This is a genomic window from Streptomyces oryzae (assembly GCF_017676365.1).
GTDB classification, from domain to species: domain Bacteria; phylum Actinomycetota; class Actinomycetes; order Streptomycetales; family Streptomycetaceae; genus Streptomyces; species Streptomyces oryzae.
In genome coordinates this window covers 1-16,051 of the sequence record NZ_JADKMA010000041.1, presented here as the reverse complement: position 1 = coordinate 16,051, position 16,051 = coordinate 1, and the positions used below count along the sequence as shown (strand labels likewise).

The following is a 16,051-nucleotide window of genomic DNA, read 5'->3' as shown; positions in this document are numbered from 1 at the left end:
ACCGGCGCGTAGCAGCGCACGCTGCCGTGTGGGTTCCGCGATGTGCGCGGGAGAGCCGGGAGCCCTCCCGCGCCGCTCAGCCGCGGTTCTCCGCCTGGAACATCCAGTGTTCCTTTTCCAGCACGCCGATGAGCTGGATGAAGACGTCCTCGGTGACCGGGTCGACGGGCCCTACGGCCTTCATCCGCTCCCTGGCCTTGGTGACGACGGCGCCCAGTGCCTCGACCATGAGGCGGACGGCGTCGTTGTCGGGGAGCCAGCCCTCCTTGACGGTGGCGATGGCACTGCCGCCGGCGACCCTGGTGGAGCGGCCGTCGGGGCTGACGCCGAGCGCCGAGGCGCGTTCGGCGACGGTGTCGGAGTACTGGCGTGCGGTGTCGACGACCTCGTCGAGCTGGAGGTGGATGGACCGGAAGCGCGGCCCGACCACGTTCCAGTGGATCTGCTTGGCGGCGAGGGAGAGGTCGATGAGGTCCAGCAGCGTGCCTTGCAGCGCCTCGGCGACGGTCTGCAGATCCGACTCGGGAAGCGTGCTCTTCACGGTGTAGGTCACGGGCGTCGCTTTCTCTCAGACGGTCACTTTCTCCACCAAAGTAAGCACACAGGGAGAAAGCGGACCCCGGCCACGCCCGGGGCCGTCCTAAGCGCGGGCCAACTGCCGGGACTGCGCGACCAGGCGGTCGGCGGTGTCCCACACCTCGGCGTCCTCCTCCAGGAACCCGCCGGCCAGGTTCCGGGTGGTGATGGCGACGCGGAGCGGGCCGGGCGCCGGCCTGGCCCGCACATGCACGGTGAGCTCCACGGTGGGCACCCAGCCGGTGAGGCCGAGGTCGAAACCGGTGGGCGGCAGGGCGTCCACCGCCATCAGCACCGAGAGCGGATCGGGGTCACGGCCGTCCGCGAGCTCGAGCCAGGCCCGGATCTCGCCCCGCATGCTGGGCGCCCCGAGGGCCCAGCCACAGGTCTCCGGGTCGAGCCGCAGATCGAGCCTGCGCCCCATCTCCGGCACGGCCGCGTCGCCGCCGGGGTGGTCGGTGGCGCGGAAGCACTGCTCCCGCGGCGGCATGGCGGGCGGCTCGGCGCTGGTGCGGACGTCGTCGGTGAGCGCGTCCAGGTCGCCGTAGGTGGCCAGTACGCGGATGCGTTCGACCTCCGTACCGCGGCTGTCCGTCTGGTAGAGCCCGGCGGAGGCGGTGGAGACGGTGCGGCCTGCGCGGGCCACCGAGGTGCGGACGGTGGCGGGGCCGGCCACGGTGGCGGTCAGATAGTGGGCCGTGATGGTGAACGGGTCCGGGTGCGGGAGTGCCTGGCGCAGGGCACGGCCCAGTACGGCCAGCAGGTAGCCGCCGTTGAGGGCCTTGCCTATCGCCCAGCCCGGGGAGAGCTGCGCCTCGTGCACGCCGGGCTCGCGGGTGCGGACCATGGTGTCGCGGTCGAACTCGCTGCCGCCGACGGGCGCGTGCGGAGTGACCTGGGATGGTGCCTCGGACATGGTGGAACCGTACACCGGTTTTATTACCCGCCGGTAGACGTGTCTGGTGTGCCGCTCGTCGCCTCTGTGTCCACCCGTGCGCTGCTGCGCTTCCATGCGCGCGGCGCCCGCCAGTTGTAGCGCAGCGCCAGCAGCCGCAGGACGAACGCGAGCAGCGCGGCGCCCAGAGTGGTGCTGGGGCGTACCGCGTCCAGGTGGATCAGCAGTGCCACGGCGCTGGACCCGACGATCGCCGGGACGGCGTAGACCTCGCGGTCCCAGCGCAGCAGCGAGGGCACCTCGTTGGCCAGCACGTCACGCAGCACCCCGCCCCCGGCGGCCGTGGCCAGGCCCATCACGACCGAGGACGTCAGCCCCAGGCCGTACTCGTTCGCCTTGAGCGTGCCCGTCACGCAGAAGAGCCCCAGCCCCGCCGCGTCGAAGACGCTCACCGCCTTGTTGATCCGTTCCACCTGCGGGTGCAGGAAGAAGACCAGGACGGCGGAGACGAGCGGCGTCAGGAAGTACCCGAGATCGGTGAAGGCGGCCGGAGGCTCCGCGCCGATCACGACATCGCGGAACAGACCGCCGCCGAGGCCGGTGACCTCGGCCAGGACGGCGATACCGAACACGTCGAAGTTGCGGCGCACCGCCAGCAGCGCCCCGGAGATGGCGAAGACAAAGATGCCGGCGATATCCAGCCAGTGCTGCAAGGGAGGACTGAAGAGGGTTTCCACCGCACCTTTGTATCCGGAAGCAGACAACGTCCAGGGGCGCCCCCTCATCGGAAAGGGCGCCCCCGGAGAGGTCAGCTCTTACTGACACCGGCCTCGCGCAGCAACTTGGTGTCACCGGGCTCCTGATCCGGCGCATTCTCCGGATGATGGCAGGCCACATTGTGCCCCGCCGCCAGCGGGACCAGCGGCGGCTCCTTCGTCCGGCACACCTCCGTCGCCTTCCAGCACCGGGTATGGAACCGGCACCCGGACGGCGGGTTCATCGGCGACGGCACATCGCCCTGCAGCAGAATCCGCTCCCGGCCGTCCGCCGCCTTGCGGCGCGGATCCGGCACCGGCACCGCCGACAGCAGCGCCCGCGTGTACGGGTGCATGGGTGTGTCGTACAGCGACTGCCGGTCGGTCAGCTCAACGATCTTGCCCAGGTACATCACCGCGATCCGGTCCGAGACATGGCGGATGACGGACAGGTCGTGGGCGATGATCACGTAGGTCAGGCCGAGCTCTTCCTGGAGGTCGTCCAGGAGGTTGACGACCTGCGCCTGGATGGAGACGTCCAGCGCGGAGACCGGCTCGTCGGCCACCACCAGCTTCGGGCTCAGGGCCAGCGCGCGGGCGATGCCGATGCGCTGGCGCTGCCCGCCGGAGAACTCGTGCGGATAGCGGTTGTAGTGCTCGGGGCTGAGCCCGACCACCTCCAGCAGCCGCTGCACCTCCTTCTTGACGCCGCCCTCCGGCTGCACGCCCTGCAGCTTGAACGGCGCGCTGACGATGGCGCCGACCGTGTGCCGGGGGTTCAGCGAGGAGTACGGGTCCTGGAAGATCATCTGGACGTCGCGCCGCATCGGACGCATGCCCCGCACGCCCAGGTGCGTGATGTCCGTGCCCTCGAACTCGATGGAGCCGCCGGTCGGTTCGAGCAGCCGGGTGATCAGCCGGCCCATCGTCGACTTGCCGCAGCCGGACTCGCCCACCACGCCGAGGGTCTCGCCGGCCCGTACCTCGAAGTCGAGCCCGTCGACCGCCAGCACAGCGCCGACCTGCCGCTTGAAGAGGCCCTTGGTGACGGGGAAGTGCTTCTTGAGACCGCTGACCTTCAGCAGCGGTTCGCCCTGGCGCGGCTCGGCCGCCGTGCCCGTGCTCTCGCCCGGCGCGGTCGTGGAGCCTGCCGTCTGCTCGGAGCCCGGGGATTTCTCGGGTTTCGTCATCGGCTCGTCGTCCTCACTCACGGGGCTCACAGCTTCGGGGCAATCTCTTCGTTCCAGATCCGCTCCCTGTCCTCCTGCGCCATGTGACAGGCGGCCAGGTGCCCGGGCTTCACCTCGCGCAGCTCGGGCCGCGTGGTGCGGGTGACGTCGCCCTCGGGAACGTCCGCGTACGGGCAGCGCGGGTTGAAGGCGCAGCCGGAGGGGACGTTGATGAGGCTGGGCGGCGAGCCCTTGACCGGGATCAGCCGGTCGGACCTGTCCCGGTCGATCCGCGGCATGGAGCCCAGCAGCCCCCAGGTGTAGGGGTGCTGCGGCTCGTAGAAGACCTGCTCGGCGGTGCCGTACTCGACGCAGCGCCCGCCGTACATCACCAGGATGTCGTCGGACAGCTCGGCGACGACGCCCAGGTCGTGGGTGATGATGATGACGGCGGAGCCGAACTCCTTCTGCAGATCGCGGATCAGGTCGAGGATCTGCGCCTGCACGGTCACGTCCAGCGCCGTGGTGGGCTCGTCGGCGATCAGCAGCTCGGGGTTGTTGACCAGCGACATCGCGATCATCGCGCGCTGGCGCATACCGCCGGAGAACTCGTGCGGATAGCTGTCCACCCGCTTGCCGGGCTCGGGGATGCCGACGCGGTCGAGCAGTTCGACGGCGCGCTTGCGGGCCGTCTTCTTGTCGACGTTGTGGTGGACGCGGTACGCCTCGACGATCTGGTGACCGACGGTGAAGAAGGGGTGCAGCGCCGAGAGCGGGTCCTGGAAGATCATCGAGATCTCGCGGCCGCGCAGCTTGCGCACCGCCTCCGGGTCGGCGCTCAGCAGCTCCTGCCCGTTCAGCCAGATCTCGCCGGAGAGCCGCGGGCGCTGCCTGCCGTACTGGCCGACGGTGTGCAGCCCCATGATGCCGAGCGAGGTGACGGACTTGCCGGAGCCGGACTCGCCGACGATACCGAGGGTCTTGCCCTTCTCCAGGGTGAAGGAGAGCCCGTCGACGGACTTGACCAGCCCGTCCTGGGTGGGGAAGTGCACCCGCAGATCGCGTACTTCGAGGAACGCCGTGGGCGGCTGCTTGTCCAGCTCCACCTCGCCGGGCGCGGTGCCGGTGCCGGTCAGGCCGGACGCCGCCGCGGGAGCCGCGGGAGCCACGTCCTCGGCCTGCTTCGCCTCGGCGGCGTCCTCGGCGGGCTCGGGCTTGCTGTCCTCGGGGGACTTGTGCTCGTGGTCGGTCATCCCAGCCTCACTCGTGGGTCGATCACGCCGTACAGCAGGTCCACGATGAGATTCGCGATGACGACGGCGGTTGCGGTGATGAGGGTGACGCCCAGGATCAGCGGGAGGTCGCGGTCGGTGATCGCCTTGAGCACGGCCTGCCCGAGTCCGGGGATGCTGAAGGTGGTCTCGGTGAGGATCGCTCCGCCCATCAGGGCGCCGATGTCGATGCCGAGGAGCGTGAGAACGGGCGTCATGGTGGAGCGCATGGCGTGCTTGCCGATGACGACCTGCTCCTTGAGCCCCTTGGCGCGGGCGGTGCGTATGTAGTCCTCGCCCATCACCTCGAGCATGGTGGCCCGGGTCAGCCGGGCGTACATCGCGCCGAAGAGGAAGGCGAGGGTGATCCAGGGCAGGATCATGCCGCTGAACCACTTGCCCGCGTTCTCGCTGAACGGGGTGAAGGAGTTGCTCACCAGGTCGAGCTGGTAGGCGAAGATTGCCAGCGAGATCAGACCGGTGAAGTAGACGGGCAGCGAGACGCCGGCCAGCGCGCCGGTCATGGCCAGCCGGTCCCACAGGCTGCCCCGCTTGAGTGCGGAGAGCACACCGACGGTCAGCCCGATCAGCAGCCAGATCACCGCGGCGCCCAGCGCGAGCGAGAGTGTGACCGGGAGCCGGTCCGTCAGCACCGGCCAGATCTCCTGCTCGGTACGGAAGGAGTAGCCGAAGCAGGGGGCCGAGCAGTGCGTGGTGTCGCCCCCGGCGGTGTAGTCCCGGCCGACGAAGAGGCCCTTGAAGAACTCGAAGAGCTGCACCAGGACCGGGTCGTCCAGCTGGAGCTTCTGGCGGACGGCTTCGATGCTGTCCTTGTCGGCCTGCTTGCCGACGAACATGGTTGCCGGATCGATCCCCGTCCACTTGGGGATCAGGAAGAAGATGCAGAAGACCGCCAGAATGATGACGACCAGCATCACTGCGACGGCGAACAGCCGCCTGATGAGGTATGTGAGCACTGCTCTCCGGCCGCCCGTCGGCGGCCCGGGCCCGCTCCCGGTCGGGGAGCGGGCGGCCGGGCCGCCGTAGCGGCCTTCACCTGCCCTTCGTGCCAGCGGCGGGTGGCGCCGTCAGATGGTGATATCGGTGGCGAACCTCGAGGATTCGCTGACCTGGGGGGTCACTTGACGCCGAGGGACGCGAAGTCGTACCAGCCGCTGTAGGAGTCGGCCGCGTAGACGTTGGTGAGCCGGTCCGAACGCCACTGCACGATCTTCATGTAGGTCAGCGGCAGGTAGTAGGCACCCGCCATGACGTCATGGTTGACCTGGGCGTACTTCTCGGCGGCCTTGTCCGGGTCCATCTCGGCGATCGCGTCCTCGAGACCCTTGTCGATCTTCTTGTCGTCGATCAGCGCGTAGTTGTTGTTGCCGTTGTCCCGGATCTTCGAGCTGTGCCACAGCTCGATGCCGTAGCCCTGGCCACTCGGGAAGTCCGGGCCCCAGCCGTAGAGGACCATGCCGTAGTTCTTCTTCTTGACCGTGGCCTGGTTACCGACGATCGAGGAGCCCTGGGCGCCGTCGAACTCGTCGATGTCCACCTTGATGCCGACCTTCTTGAGCGACGCCTGGATGGACTCGGCGGACTTCACGTCGTTCTTGTCGGTGTTGCGCACGGCGAGCGTGGTGCTGAAGCCGTTGGGCTTGCCGCACTTCTTGAGCTCTTCCTTGGCCTTGGCGACGGCGGCCTTGCCGCCGTTCTTGCGGATGCCGTACTGGTCGTCGCTGTCCTTGTGGCCGGGAACCACGGGCGGCAGCATGTTGACGGCCAGCTCACCACCGGCGGTGGGGCCACCGCGCGCGGTCTGCACGGACTTGTGGTCGGTGCCGTAGATGGCGGCCTTGCGGCAGTGGATGTTGTCGAACGGCTTCACGCTCTGCGGGAAGGCCACGTACGAGATGAACCCGGTGTCCGGGTTGTCCACGTTGCCCTTGTGCTGCTTGAGCGCGGACTGCCGGCCCTGGACCTCCATACCGCGCTGGTTGAGGTCGAGGTCGGCGTCACCGTTGATCAGTCGCTTGTCGCGCTCGTCCGGGTTGGTGAGCAGCGTGACCTTGACCTGGTCGGGCAGCGCCTTGCGCAGCGGGTCGCTGTTGCGGTCCCAGTTCTTGTTGCGCACCAGGAGCAGCGACTTGTTCGGGGTGTACGACTTGAACTTGTACGGGCCCGAGGAGAAGGGGTGCAGCGTGTACTTGGACTTGGTGTCCTTGTCCTTGCGCACCGGCGAGTTGGTGGGCATCGCCAGCATCTGCTCGAAGTCACCGTTGGGCTTCGCCAGATGGAACTCGATGGTCTTGTCGTCCGGCGTCTTGATGCCGTCGAAGTCCCCCTTATCGTCGTAGGGGCCCTTCCACTTGCCGTCCGGGTCGAGCACGTCCTTGAGGTAGGTCGGCCCGCCGGAGAGGGTCTTCTGCGCCCACTGCCGCTCAATGCCGTACTTGACGTCCTGGGAGGTGATCGGCTTGCCGTCCTCCCACTTCAGGCCGTCCTTGAGGGTGTACTTGTAGGTCTTGCCGTCGTCGGATATCTGGGCGTGGTCGGTGGCCAGGTCCGGCTTGAGCTCGACGCTCTTCTTGCCGGGCTTGGGGGTGTAGCTGACCAGCTGGCGGCTGTAGAAGCGCGCGAAGTCGAAGGCGAACGCGTAGTACATACGCGTGGTGTCCCAGGAGTCCGCGTCCTGGACGCCGACGAACTTCAGCGTCCCGCCCTTCTTGTTCGAGGCGTTGGCGACCTTGTTGACGCCCGCGTTGAACTCGCCACCGCCCTCGCTGTCGCTGTCGCCACCGCCGCAGGCCGTGGTGGCCAGCAGCGTGGCGGCGGCGACGGCCGAGAGCGCGGCCAATCGGCGCCTTGATGCGCGTAGATGTGTCACGTCTCGCAACCTCCGTGGTAGGTCACGGCCCGCACGGGCTGGGCGGGGCCGGGGTCTGGGATGGGGGATCAACGGGTGCCCTTCGGGTCCAGTGCGTCGCGTACGCCGTCACCGAAGAGGTTGAAGGCGAGCACCGTGATGAAGATGGCGACGCCGGGGATGATCATGTACATCGGGTCGGACTCGTAGTAGGTCACGGCGTCCGAGAGCATCGAGCCCCAGGAGGCGGTCGGCGGCTTGACGCCCACGCCGAGGAAGCTGAGCGCGGCCTCGGTGAGGATGTTGGTCGGGATCATCAGGGTCATGTAGACGGTGATCGGCGCGACCAGGTTGGGCAGCAGCTCCTTGCTGATGATGTAGCCGCGCCCCGCACCCAGGCTGCGGGCCGCCTCGATGTACTCCCGCTCGCGCAGCGAGAGCACCTGGCCGCGTACGATGCGACCGATGTAGGGCCAGCCGAAGAACCCGATGACCAGGATCATCACCAGCAGCCGCACGCCCGTACCGGTCAGGCCCAACAGGTGGTTCGGCATGACGGAGATCAGGGAGATGATGAACAGCAGCTGCGGGAAGGCCAGCAGCATGTCCATCACCCGGCTGATGAGTGCGTCCAGCCAGCCGCCGAAGTAGCCGGCGAGCGTGCCGAGGATGGTGCCGAAGATGACCGCGACGACGGCCGAGAGGAAGCCGACGAGGATCGAGACACGCGCCCCGTAGACGATCCGGGCGAGGATGTCGCGGCCGCTGACCGGCTCCACACCCAGCAGGTGCTCACCGGACATACCGCCCAACGCGCCCTTTGGTGTGCTGAAGAGCGGATCGATCAGATCCTCGTGCCGCTCGTTCGGCGACTGCCCGGTCAACGCCGCGATCGCCGGCGCGAAGATCGCGACCAGGACCAGCAGCAGGACGATCGCGCCGCCGATCAGCGCCACCTTGTCACGCTTGAGCCGTTCCCAGGCGATCCGGCCGAGTGAGCGGCCCTCGATCGCCTTTTCGGCCTTGTTGAGGGCCGGCTCCACGGCCGCGCTGTCGGCGACCGTTTCCTCGTGCAGTGGTGCCGTCATCGTGTTGGGGACCCCTTCTCGACCGGCAGTTGACCAGTCCACGCACACCGCTGTAGCGGTCAAAGTTCTGAAGACGTTCGCAAGCCGTTCCGGCGGTAGGCCGGACTTCGGCCTGCTGGCGGCTGATTACCGGGGAGTCTTCATCGCGGTCTCGACCAGTCGCCAGACCTGGCGGGGAAAGGATGCGCAACTGTGATGTGACGCATCATGTTCCGTTATGCGGACGGATGTTGACGTTGAGCGGTGCGAGACCTGGGATTTTGTCCGGAATCCATAGGGTCTGTGACGCCAAAAACGCGTCCGGATTCCGATCTCTGTCCGGGGCTCGGTCCGGATCCGATCGGACCCGATCCGGGCGGGCTCCTTGCCCGGTCCGGCCGCCTCGGCAGAGGCTGGCGCCCCGCTCAGAAGGGGCGCGGGTAGCCGTAACCGAAGCCGGGAGCCGGCGCGCGCGACGCGTCGTAGCCCGCCGGACGGTGTGCGTCCCGGTCGAAGAACGGACGGGACTGGCTGCGCATCCACATCGCCACCGGGTCGTAGTCGTCCGCCATGGCGACGCTGGAGACGGGCAGTCCGGCCGGGACCGCGGTGACCGACTGGGCCATCATCCGCCGCGCTGCCTCGACGGACGCCGGACCGTTGTCGTAGAGGTCGAGGCCGACGGCGAGATACGGGACGCCGAGCGCGGGGCGCACCCAGGCGCGGCGCAGCGAACGGACGACCGGCGTGTGGTGTGCGTTCTGCGTCAGCAGTGCGTAGAACTGCGGGATGTCCAGGGTCGGCTCACTGATCCCCAGCGGGCCGGCCGGTAGCTGGTCGAGGCCGACCGCGATCCGCCGCAGATCCACCCACGGAATGCCCACGCCACCACCGGGAGCGTGCGGATTCAGCCAAATTCCCCAGCGGTCGGGAAAGAGCGCCGCGGCAATGTCCCGGCCGCCGACGACCTCGTGTGCGCGGTTCCAGCCGGAGGCCGCCAGCTCCTGGGCCGAGGTCACACAGGGGGCGTAACCGTATCCGGCCACCTCCATGTTGCCGTACTGCGCGTCGGGTGCACCGGCCTGGCCGTTCCACAGCAGCATCCACACCTGGCTGCCCGCCAGCGCCTGGAGCAGGGCCTCATAGGTCTCGTAGGTGTCCACCGCAGCGGGCGACACCCGTCGCAGGAGCTGTTCGACGCTTCCACCCGCGCTCACCTGGGCCGCCCTTCCACACTGCCGCCGTTCCCTTGCCCGACTCGTCGCCCCTCACCGCTATCCAACCAGCTTAAGAGCGGGCCGGGGGATCAGTACTCGTACTCAGCTCGGCTCCGTACGGCGCTCAGGCGTGCGAGTCACGGGTGTAGAAGGGGCGCACGCACTGGCGCATCCACTCCACCACCGGGTCGTCGGCCGCGTCCAGCAGCACCATCTGCACCGGCCAGGGCACCTGGACCAGGTGCAGCGCCCTGCCGAGCGCGTCGTGCGCCGCCTGCCTGGACTCCGGCTCCAGCAGCTCGAGTTCCACCCCGATGAACAGCGCAGGCGGATCGCCCTCCATGCTGGCCAGGCCGCGCCGGGCGGTACGCACGGCCGGGAGCGCGGCGAACTCCGACGAGGCCGCGGTGAGGAACGAGAGCGGGTCGTCCTGCCAGTCAGGCTCGAACAGCCGCACCCGCGCGCCCCGCGCCACACCGGCCGCGGACTGCTCGGCCGGGGTGTTCCCGCACAGCTCCGCGACGGCCTCAGCGGGCAGCGGTACCCCCACCGTCCCCTCCGGGTTCAGCGCGATACCGACCCCCGGCGGAAGGCCGCGCGCGAACTGGCGGGCCGGGGCGACGGTGAAGGACATGTGCGAGCCGACGACGTTCAGGAACTGCTCCTCCGAGCTGAAGACCGGCACATAGACCGCGCCGTCCAACTCGATGGTGGGCAGGTCCAGTTCGCGGCTCTCCCGGCTGCCGCCTTCCGGAAGCGGCACCCATACGCTGCTGCGGGCCAGCACCTCCAGCAGCCGGGCGCCCGCGTGCGGCACCTGGAGCGAGGCGGCCAGGGCTTCCTCCAGCTCGTTGCCGGGCCAGCCGCCCCCGTGCCCGGGCCCGAAGTGCTGCGGCTGCTGCGGCTGGGGCTGCGAGGGAACTGTCATACGGACAAGCCTATCCGTGATCTCCGTGTGCGGTGCCGCGAGGGAGGGCTCGGGGACTCGTCCGGCGACGCTCCGGTTGCGACTCCCATTCATCGCCCGAAAAGTGGGTTTCGTTCCATTTTGTGCCATCCGGCACGCTCATTGGAGGAGAGCACATGCGAGTGAACAGACTCACCGCCACCGCCGTCACCGTTTCCCTGGCCGGCTCGCTCGCCATCGGCGCGGCGGGCGCGGCCTCCTCCGCGGCGTCCTCGCTGCCCGCGGACCACACCCCGGGACACCGGCCCGGCGTCCATCAACCCGCCGACCACGACACCGGAACGGAACCGGGCAAGCCGGAGCCGTCGGGAGACAACGCTGCGCAGGAGCAGAAGCCGGCGCAGCCGCAGAAGCCGGGCCAGCAGCAGAAGCCTGCAGCCCCCCAGGACGATCCGCTGGAGCAGCAGAACCCGGCGACGGGCCAGAAGCCGGGCGCCGCCCAGAAGCCCGAGTCGGGCCAGAAGCCGGCGCAGCCGCAGAAGCCCGAACAGCCGACGAAGCAGCAGAAGCTCGCCGAGCCCAAGCCCGGGGAGCCGAAGCCGTCCGAGCCCAAGCCCTCGGAGCCCAAGCCCGGAAAGCCGGCCGCCCCCGGCGAGGCCGCGAAGCCGGGCCAGGCCGCGAAGCCGGGCCAGCCCGCCAAGCCTGCGAAGCCCGGTCAGCCCGCAAAGCCCGGCCAGAACGCCAAGCCCGGTCAGCCCGCGAAGCCCGCGAAGCCGGGGCAGGGGCTCCTGCCGCAGGGGTTGACCCCCGGGCAGCAGCCGCAGAAGCCGGTCACCCCGGTGGACGGCCACTGACCCCGGTCACATCCGGGGCCCGGTCACAGGTGTCCCCCTCCGCGGTCCCGTCGCCCCTCCCGGGCGGCGGGACCGTCGGCGTCCGGGGCCCCGCCCGCGCGGGCGGCACGGACGCCACCGGCGCGGGCGCGGGCGCCGTCGGCACCCGGGCGGGCGCGGGCACCGGCCGCACATAGGTGGAGACCTCCATGGGCACCGATGGGGGCAGTCGTTCGAAGAGCACGGACCGCAGGGCCTGTGCCGCGCCCCGGTCGAGCAGCACCGAGGAGGCGCAGCCCGCGGGCAGCCGTCCCGCCTCGGCGGCGGACCGCAGTCTGCGTACTGCACGCAGGTGACGGCGGAAGGCGTATCCGGACACGCTTCTGCCCCGCGCGGTCTGCCCGGCCAGCGCGTCCCGGGGCGAGACGTCGAGCAGCAGCAGATGGAGCGAACGGCCCCGGCGTACCGCGTCCCGGGCCAGCCAGCGGCGCACCCAGCTCTGCGTACCGCAGTCGTGCACCACGACGGAGGCCCCGGAGCCGAGCGCCGCGCGCAGCCCCGCGTAGTGCGCGAGCCGCACCAGCGGCCGGTAGACGCCGTACGGCAGCCAGCGCGGCATCCGCCGCTCCCAGCGCTCCCGGGTGTCCTGCGAGTCGATACGGACGACATCGCCGTGTGCCGGGACCGCGGTTCTGATCAGGGTGGACTTGCCGCCGCCCGGCAGCCCGGAGACGACCACCACATCCCCCGTCCGATAGCGAAGCGTCCGCGCCGCGGCGGAACGGCGCAGGTCGTGGCGGACCACGGAGCGGGCCGCGGGGCCCGCCCGCGCGCTCCTCGGCACCGTGTCGGCACTGCACAAGCTGCCCAATGGATCTCCCCTCCCCGGGCGACGGCTCGGCCATCACCTTCCCCCAGTATGTAAAGAAAAGGTAATGCGATTCAAGGCGAAGTGCTTCCGCTCAGGGGCAGCCAGGGCCCGCTCACCCGTGCGATGATGTGCGGACTCAACTCCATACCGGCCGTTCGAACCCGCGCGGGAGAGTCCCCGGCAGGCGGCAGCAGTCCTCGCATGTCAGCTACCGCATCCGCACACCGGGGCGCCGAAGGAGCAAGATCCTCCCTTGAATCTCTCAGGCCCCGTTACCGCGCAGGCTAGGCAGATCTGAAAAGCGGACCGCCGCGCTCCCGCCCCGGCGCGGGCCGGCGATCCCACCCAAGGTGCAAGCCGGGCTCCAGCCGTTCGGGAGCTGTCGGCGAACCTCTCAGGTTCCGATGACAGATGGGGAGGACATCCGCGTCATACCCCTTGTGGGGACTCATTGGGACTCATCGGAACTCTGGGAGCCTGCATGACCGAACCACCGGCCGCACACAAGACCGCGCTGGACGCCACGCATCGCGCGCTGGGCGCCACCATGACCGACTTCGCCGGCTGGGACATGCCGCTGCGCTACGGCAGCGAGCGCGAGGAGCATCTGGCCGTGCGCTCGGCCGCCGGCCTCTTCGACCTCTCCCATATGGGGGAGATCGCCGTGACCGGGCCGCAGGCGGGCGAACTGCTGGACTACGCACTGGTCGGCAACCTCTCCAAGCTGGCCGTCGGCCGCGCCCGCTACACCATGATCTGCGACGAGAACGGCGGCATCCTCGACGATCTGATCGTCTACCGGCTGGGCGAGCAGGACGAGCGCGAGTATCTGGTGGTCGCCAACGCCGCCAACGCGCAGACCGTCCTCGACGCGCTGGTCGAACGGCAGGACGGATACGGCGCCGAGGTGCGCGACGACCGCGACAAGTACGCGCTCATCGCCGTCCAGGGGCCGGCAGCCGCGGGCATCCTGAAGCAGCTGACCGGCTTCGACGTGGACGGGCTGCGCTACTACGCGGGCGAGCGGGACATAGTGGCCGGCAAGTCCGCGCTCATCGCCCGTACGGGTTACACCGGCGAGGACGGCTTCGAGCTGTTCGTCTCCCCCGACGACGCCGTCGCGGTCTGGGAGGCACTGACGGATGCGGGCCAGGGCGCCGGCCTGGTGCCGTGCGGGCTCAGCTGCCGCGACACGCTGCGCCTGGAGGCGGGCATGCCGCTGTACGGACACGAGCTGTCCACCGCGCTGACCCCGTTCGACGCGGGTCTGGGCAGAGTCGTCAAGTTCGAGAAAACGACGAACGAGGGCCGCTTCGTGGGCCGGGACGCGCTGGCCGCCGCTGCCGAGCGGGCCAAGTCCGCGCCGCCGCGCAAGCTGGTCGGACTGGTGTCCGAGGGGCGCCGCGTACCGCGCGCCGGCTACTCCGTGGTGGCGGACGGGGCCGTTGTGGGCGAAATCACCTCCGGGGCTCCCTCCCCCACCCTGGGCAAGCCGATCGCCATGGCGTACGTGGACGCGGCACACGCGGAACCCGGAACGAAGGGGGTCGCCGTGGACATCCGGGGCTCCCACGAGCCGTACGAGGTTGTGGCGTTGCCCTTCTACACGAGGGACAAGAAGGGCTGAGTCACCAGTACGAGGGACCGGGCCGGCAGCGTGGCCGAGCTCTTTCCCCCGGTGGCGCCGAGTTCGGGCCCCCGGTTTCACCTGCCAAGACCGTTTTCACTGCACCTTTCGCATCCGGGAGAATCAGACTCATGAGCAACCCCCAGCAGCTCCGCTACAGCAAGGAGCACGAGTGGCTGTCGGACGTCGAGGACGGCGTCGCGACGGTCGGTATCACCGAGCACGCCGCCAACGCACTCGGTGACGTGGTTTTCGTCCAGCTCCCCGAGGTCGGCGACACCGTGACCGCGGGCGAGACCTGTGGCGAGCTGGAGTCCACCAAGTCCGTCAGCGACCTCTACTCCCCGGCCTCGGGTGAGATCACCGAGGTCAACCAGGAAGTGGTGGACGACCCGGCGCTGGTGAACTCCGCCCCGTTCGAGGGCGGCTGGCTGTTCAAGGTGAAGATCTCCGAGGTGCCGGACGACCTGCTCTCGGCCGACGAGTACGCCGCTTTCGCCTCAGGCAGCTGAGGCGCCCCCTCGGGTGACCGAGGTCCGCCCGGTCACCCGAGGGGCCCGCCCGGTCGCCCGAGGCCGCCTCGGATCGCCCGGGGCCGCCTCGGATCACCGAGGCCGCTTGCCACTCCGCTTGCCCACTCCGCCGCCACTTCACAGGGACGGTTCTTCCATGTCGCTTCTGAACGGTTCTCTCCACGAGGTCGACCCCGACGTCGCCGCCGCCGTCGACGCCGAACTCCACCGCCAGCAGTCCACCCTCGAGATGATCGCCTCGGAGAACTTCGCTCCGGTCGCCTCCATGGAGGCCCAGGGCTCGGTCCTCACCAACAAGTACGCCGAGGGCTACCCCGGCCGCCGCTACTACGGTGGCTGCGAGTACGTCGACGTGGTCGAGTCCCTGGCCAGGGACCGCATCAAGGCGCTGTTCGACGCCGAGGCCGCCAACGTACAGCCGCACTCCGGCGCCCAGGCCAACGCCGCCGCGATGTTCGCGCTGCTCAAGCCGGGCGACACCATCCTGGGTCTGGACCTGGCGCACGGCGGCCACCTCACCCACGGCATGAAGATCAACTTCTCCGGCAAGCTCTACAACGTCGTCGCCTACAAGGTGGACGAGCAGACCAGCCGGGTCGACATGGACGAGGTCGAGCGGCTGGCCAAGGAGCACCGCCCGCAGCTGATCATCGCGGGCTGGTCCGCCTACCCGCGCCAGCTGGACTTCGCCGCCTTCCGCCGGATCGCCGACGAGGTGGGCGCCTACCTGATGGTGGACATGGCGCACTTCGCCGGGCTGGTGGCCGCGGGGCTGCACCCGAGCCCGGTGCCGTACGCGGACGTCGTCACGACCACCACGCACAAGACCCTCGGCGGGCCGCGCGGCGGTGTGATCCTCTCCAAGAAGGAGCACGCCAAGAAGATCAACTCCGCGGTCTTCCCCGGCCAGCAGGGCGGCCCGCTGGAGCATGTGATCGCCGCGAAGGCCGTCGCCTTCAAGGTCGCGGCCAGCGATGACTTCAAGGACCGGCAGCGACGCACGCTCTCCGGCGCACGCATCCTCGCCGAGCGCCTGCTGCGCCCGGACGCGGTGGAGGCCGGCGTCTCCGTACTGTCCGGCGGCACGGACGTCCACCTCGTGCTGGTCGACCTGCGCAACAGCGAGCTGGACGGGCAGCAGGCCGAGGACCGGCTGCACGACATCGGCATCACCGTCAACCGCAACGCCGTACCCAACGACCCCCGGCCGCCGATGGTGACCTCGGGGCTGCGCATCGGGACGCCCGCGCTGGCGACCCGCGGCTTCCAGGACGAGGACTTCACCGAGGTCGCCGACATCATCGCCGAGGCACTGCTGCCGGGCTTCGACGACGCCAAGGGCAAGGCCCTCGCCGCGCGGGTCACGGCGCTCGCGGAGAAGCACCCGCTGTACCCCACGCTGGGCAAGTAAGGCCCTCCGGCCGGGGCGGACGCCGGAGGGGCTGCCTCTCGAGCAGCCCC

At 69.6% G+C, this 16,051-nt stretch carries 15 protein-coding genes and 1 riboswitch; of the genes, 4 read left to right on the top strand and 11 right to left on the bottom strand.

The window, feature by feature from the left end; all coding sequences use genetic code 11:
- Positions 1-76: 76 nt before the first annotated feature.
- From ITI46_RS10725 to ITI46_RS10680, 10 genes are all read right to left on the bottom strand, one after another.
- Positions 77-553 carry a Dps family protein gene (locus tag ITI46_RS10725; RefSeq protein ID WP_209239233.1) on the bottom strand — a complete coding sequence of 159 codons (477 nt, stop codon included), beginning with the start codon at positions 551-553 and terminating at the stop codon, positions 77-79.
- A gap of 87 nt (positions 554-640) precedes the next feature.
- The gene (locus ITI46_RS10720) at positions 641-1,492 is read right to left on the bottom strand and encodes a thioesterase family protein (RefSeq protein WP_209239232.1); all 852 of its coding nucleotides are present in this window, start codon (positions 1,490-1,492) and stop codon (positions 641-643) included.
- 23 nt (positions 1,493-1,515) lie between these two features.
- Positions 1,516-2,208, bottom strand: a complete 693-nt coding sequence (locus ITI46_RS10715; RefSeq protein WP_307808123.1) for a trimeric intracellular cation channel family protein — start codon at positions 2,206-2,208, stop codon at positions 1,516-1,518.
- A 71-nt stretch (positions 2,209-2,279) separates the two neighbouring features.
- Positions 2,280-3,416: an ABC transporter ATP-binding protein gene (locus ITI46_RS10710; RefSeq protein ID WP_209239230.1), complete on the bottom strand. Its 1,137-nt coding sequence runs from the start codon at positions 3,414-3,416 to the stop codon at positions 2,280-2,282.
- Positions 3,417-3,442: 26 nt separating this feature from the next.
- Positions 3,443-4,564, bottom strand: coding sequence for an ABC transporter ATP-binding protein (locus ITI46_RS10705; RefSeq protein ID WP_372451900.1), 1,122 nt, complete (start codon positions 4,562-4,564; stop codon positions 3,443-3,445).
- An 80-nt stretch (positions 4,565-4,644) separates the two neighbouring features.
- Positions 4,645-5,643, bottom strand: a complete 999-nt coding sequence (locus tag ITI46_RS10700) for an ABC transporter permease (protein ID WP_209239229.1) — start codon at positions 5,641-5,643, stop codon at positions 4,645-4,647.
- Positions 5,644-5,804: 161 nt separating this feature from the next.
- Positions 5,805-7,556, bottom strand: a complete 1,752-nt coding sequence (locus ITI46_RS10695) for an ABC transporter substrate-binding protein (protein ID WP_209239228.1) — start codon at positions 7,554-7,556, stop codon at positions 5,805-5,807.
- A gap of 68 nt (positions 7,557-7,624) precedes the next feature.
- Entirely contained in the window at positions 7,625-8,623 is a 999-nt protein-coding gene (locus ITI46_RS10690) for an ABC transporter permease (RefSeq protein ID WP_209239227.1), read from the bottom strand.
- Positions 8,624-9,027: 404 nt separating this feature from the next.
- On the bottom strand, positions 9,028-9,819 hold the full coding sequence (locus ITI46_RS10685) for an enhanced serine sensitivity protein SseB C-terminal domain-containing protein (RefSeq protein ID WP_209239226.1): 792 nt from the start codon (positions 9,817-9,819) through the stop codon (positions 9,028-9,030).
- 124 nt (positions 9,820-9,943) lie between these two features.
- Positions 9,944-10,747, bottom strand: a complete 804-nt coding sequence (locus tag ITI46_RS10680) for an enhanced serine sensitivity protein SseB (protein ID WP_209239225.1) — start codon at positions 10,745-10,747, stop codon at positions 9,944-9,946.
- 155 nt (positions 10,748-10,902) lie between these two features.
- Here ITI46_RS10680 and ITI46_RS10675 point away from each other — a divergent pair, with 155 nt between their 5' ends.
- On the top strand, positions 10,903-11,580 hold the full coding sequence (locus tag ITI46_RS10675) for a hypothetical protein (RefSeq protein ID WP_209239224.1): 678 nt from the start codon (positions 10,903-10,905) through the stop codon (positions 11,578-11,580).
- Here ITI46_RS10675 and ITI46_RS10670 read toward each other — a convergent pair.
- Positions 11,558-12,421 carry an AAA family ATPase gene (locus ITI46_RS10670; RefSeq protein ID WP_372451898.1) on the bottom strand — a complete coding sequence of 288 codons (864 nt, stop codon included), beginning with the start codon at positions 12,419-12,421 and terminating at the stop codon, positions 11,558-11,560. The two genes, ITI46_RS10675 and ITI46_RS10670, sit on opposite strands and share 23 nt — an antisense overlap.
- 165 nt (positions 12,422-12,586) lie before the next feature.
- A riboswitch (glycine riboswitch) is annotated at positions 12,587-12,718 on the top strand.
- 193 nt (positions 12,719-12,911) lie between these two features.
- On the opposite strand from ITI46_RS10670, the gene gcvT reads away from it, so the two are divergent.
- The 3 genes from gcvT to glyA all read left to right on the top strand — a co-directional run bounded on the left by gcvT (position 12,912) and on the right by glyA (position 16,001).
- On the top strand, positions 12,912-14,057 hold the full coding sequence (gene gcvT / locus ITI46_RS10665) for a glycine cleavage system aminomethyltransferase GcvT (protein ID WP_209239222.1): 1,146 nt from the start codon (positions 12,912-12,914) through the stop codon (positions 14,055-14,057).
- Positions 14,058-14,188: 131 nt separating this feature from the next.
- Positions 14,189-14,569: a glycine cleavage system protein GcvH gene (gene gcvH, locus ITI46_RS10660; RefSeq protein WP_209239221.1), complete on the top strand. Its 381-nt coding sequence runs from the start codon at positions 14,189-14,191 to the stop codon at positions 14,567-14,569.
- 157 nt (positions 14,570-14,726) lie between these two features.
- Complete coding sequence (gene glyA / locus ITI46_RS10655) at positions 14,727-16,001, top strand: serine hydroxymethyltransferase (protein ID WP_209239220.1); 1,275 nt, start codon at positions 14,727-14,729, stop codon at positions 15,999-16,001.
- The last annotated feature ends 50 nt before the right edge of the window (positions 16,002-16,051 follow it).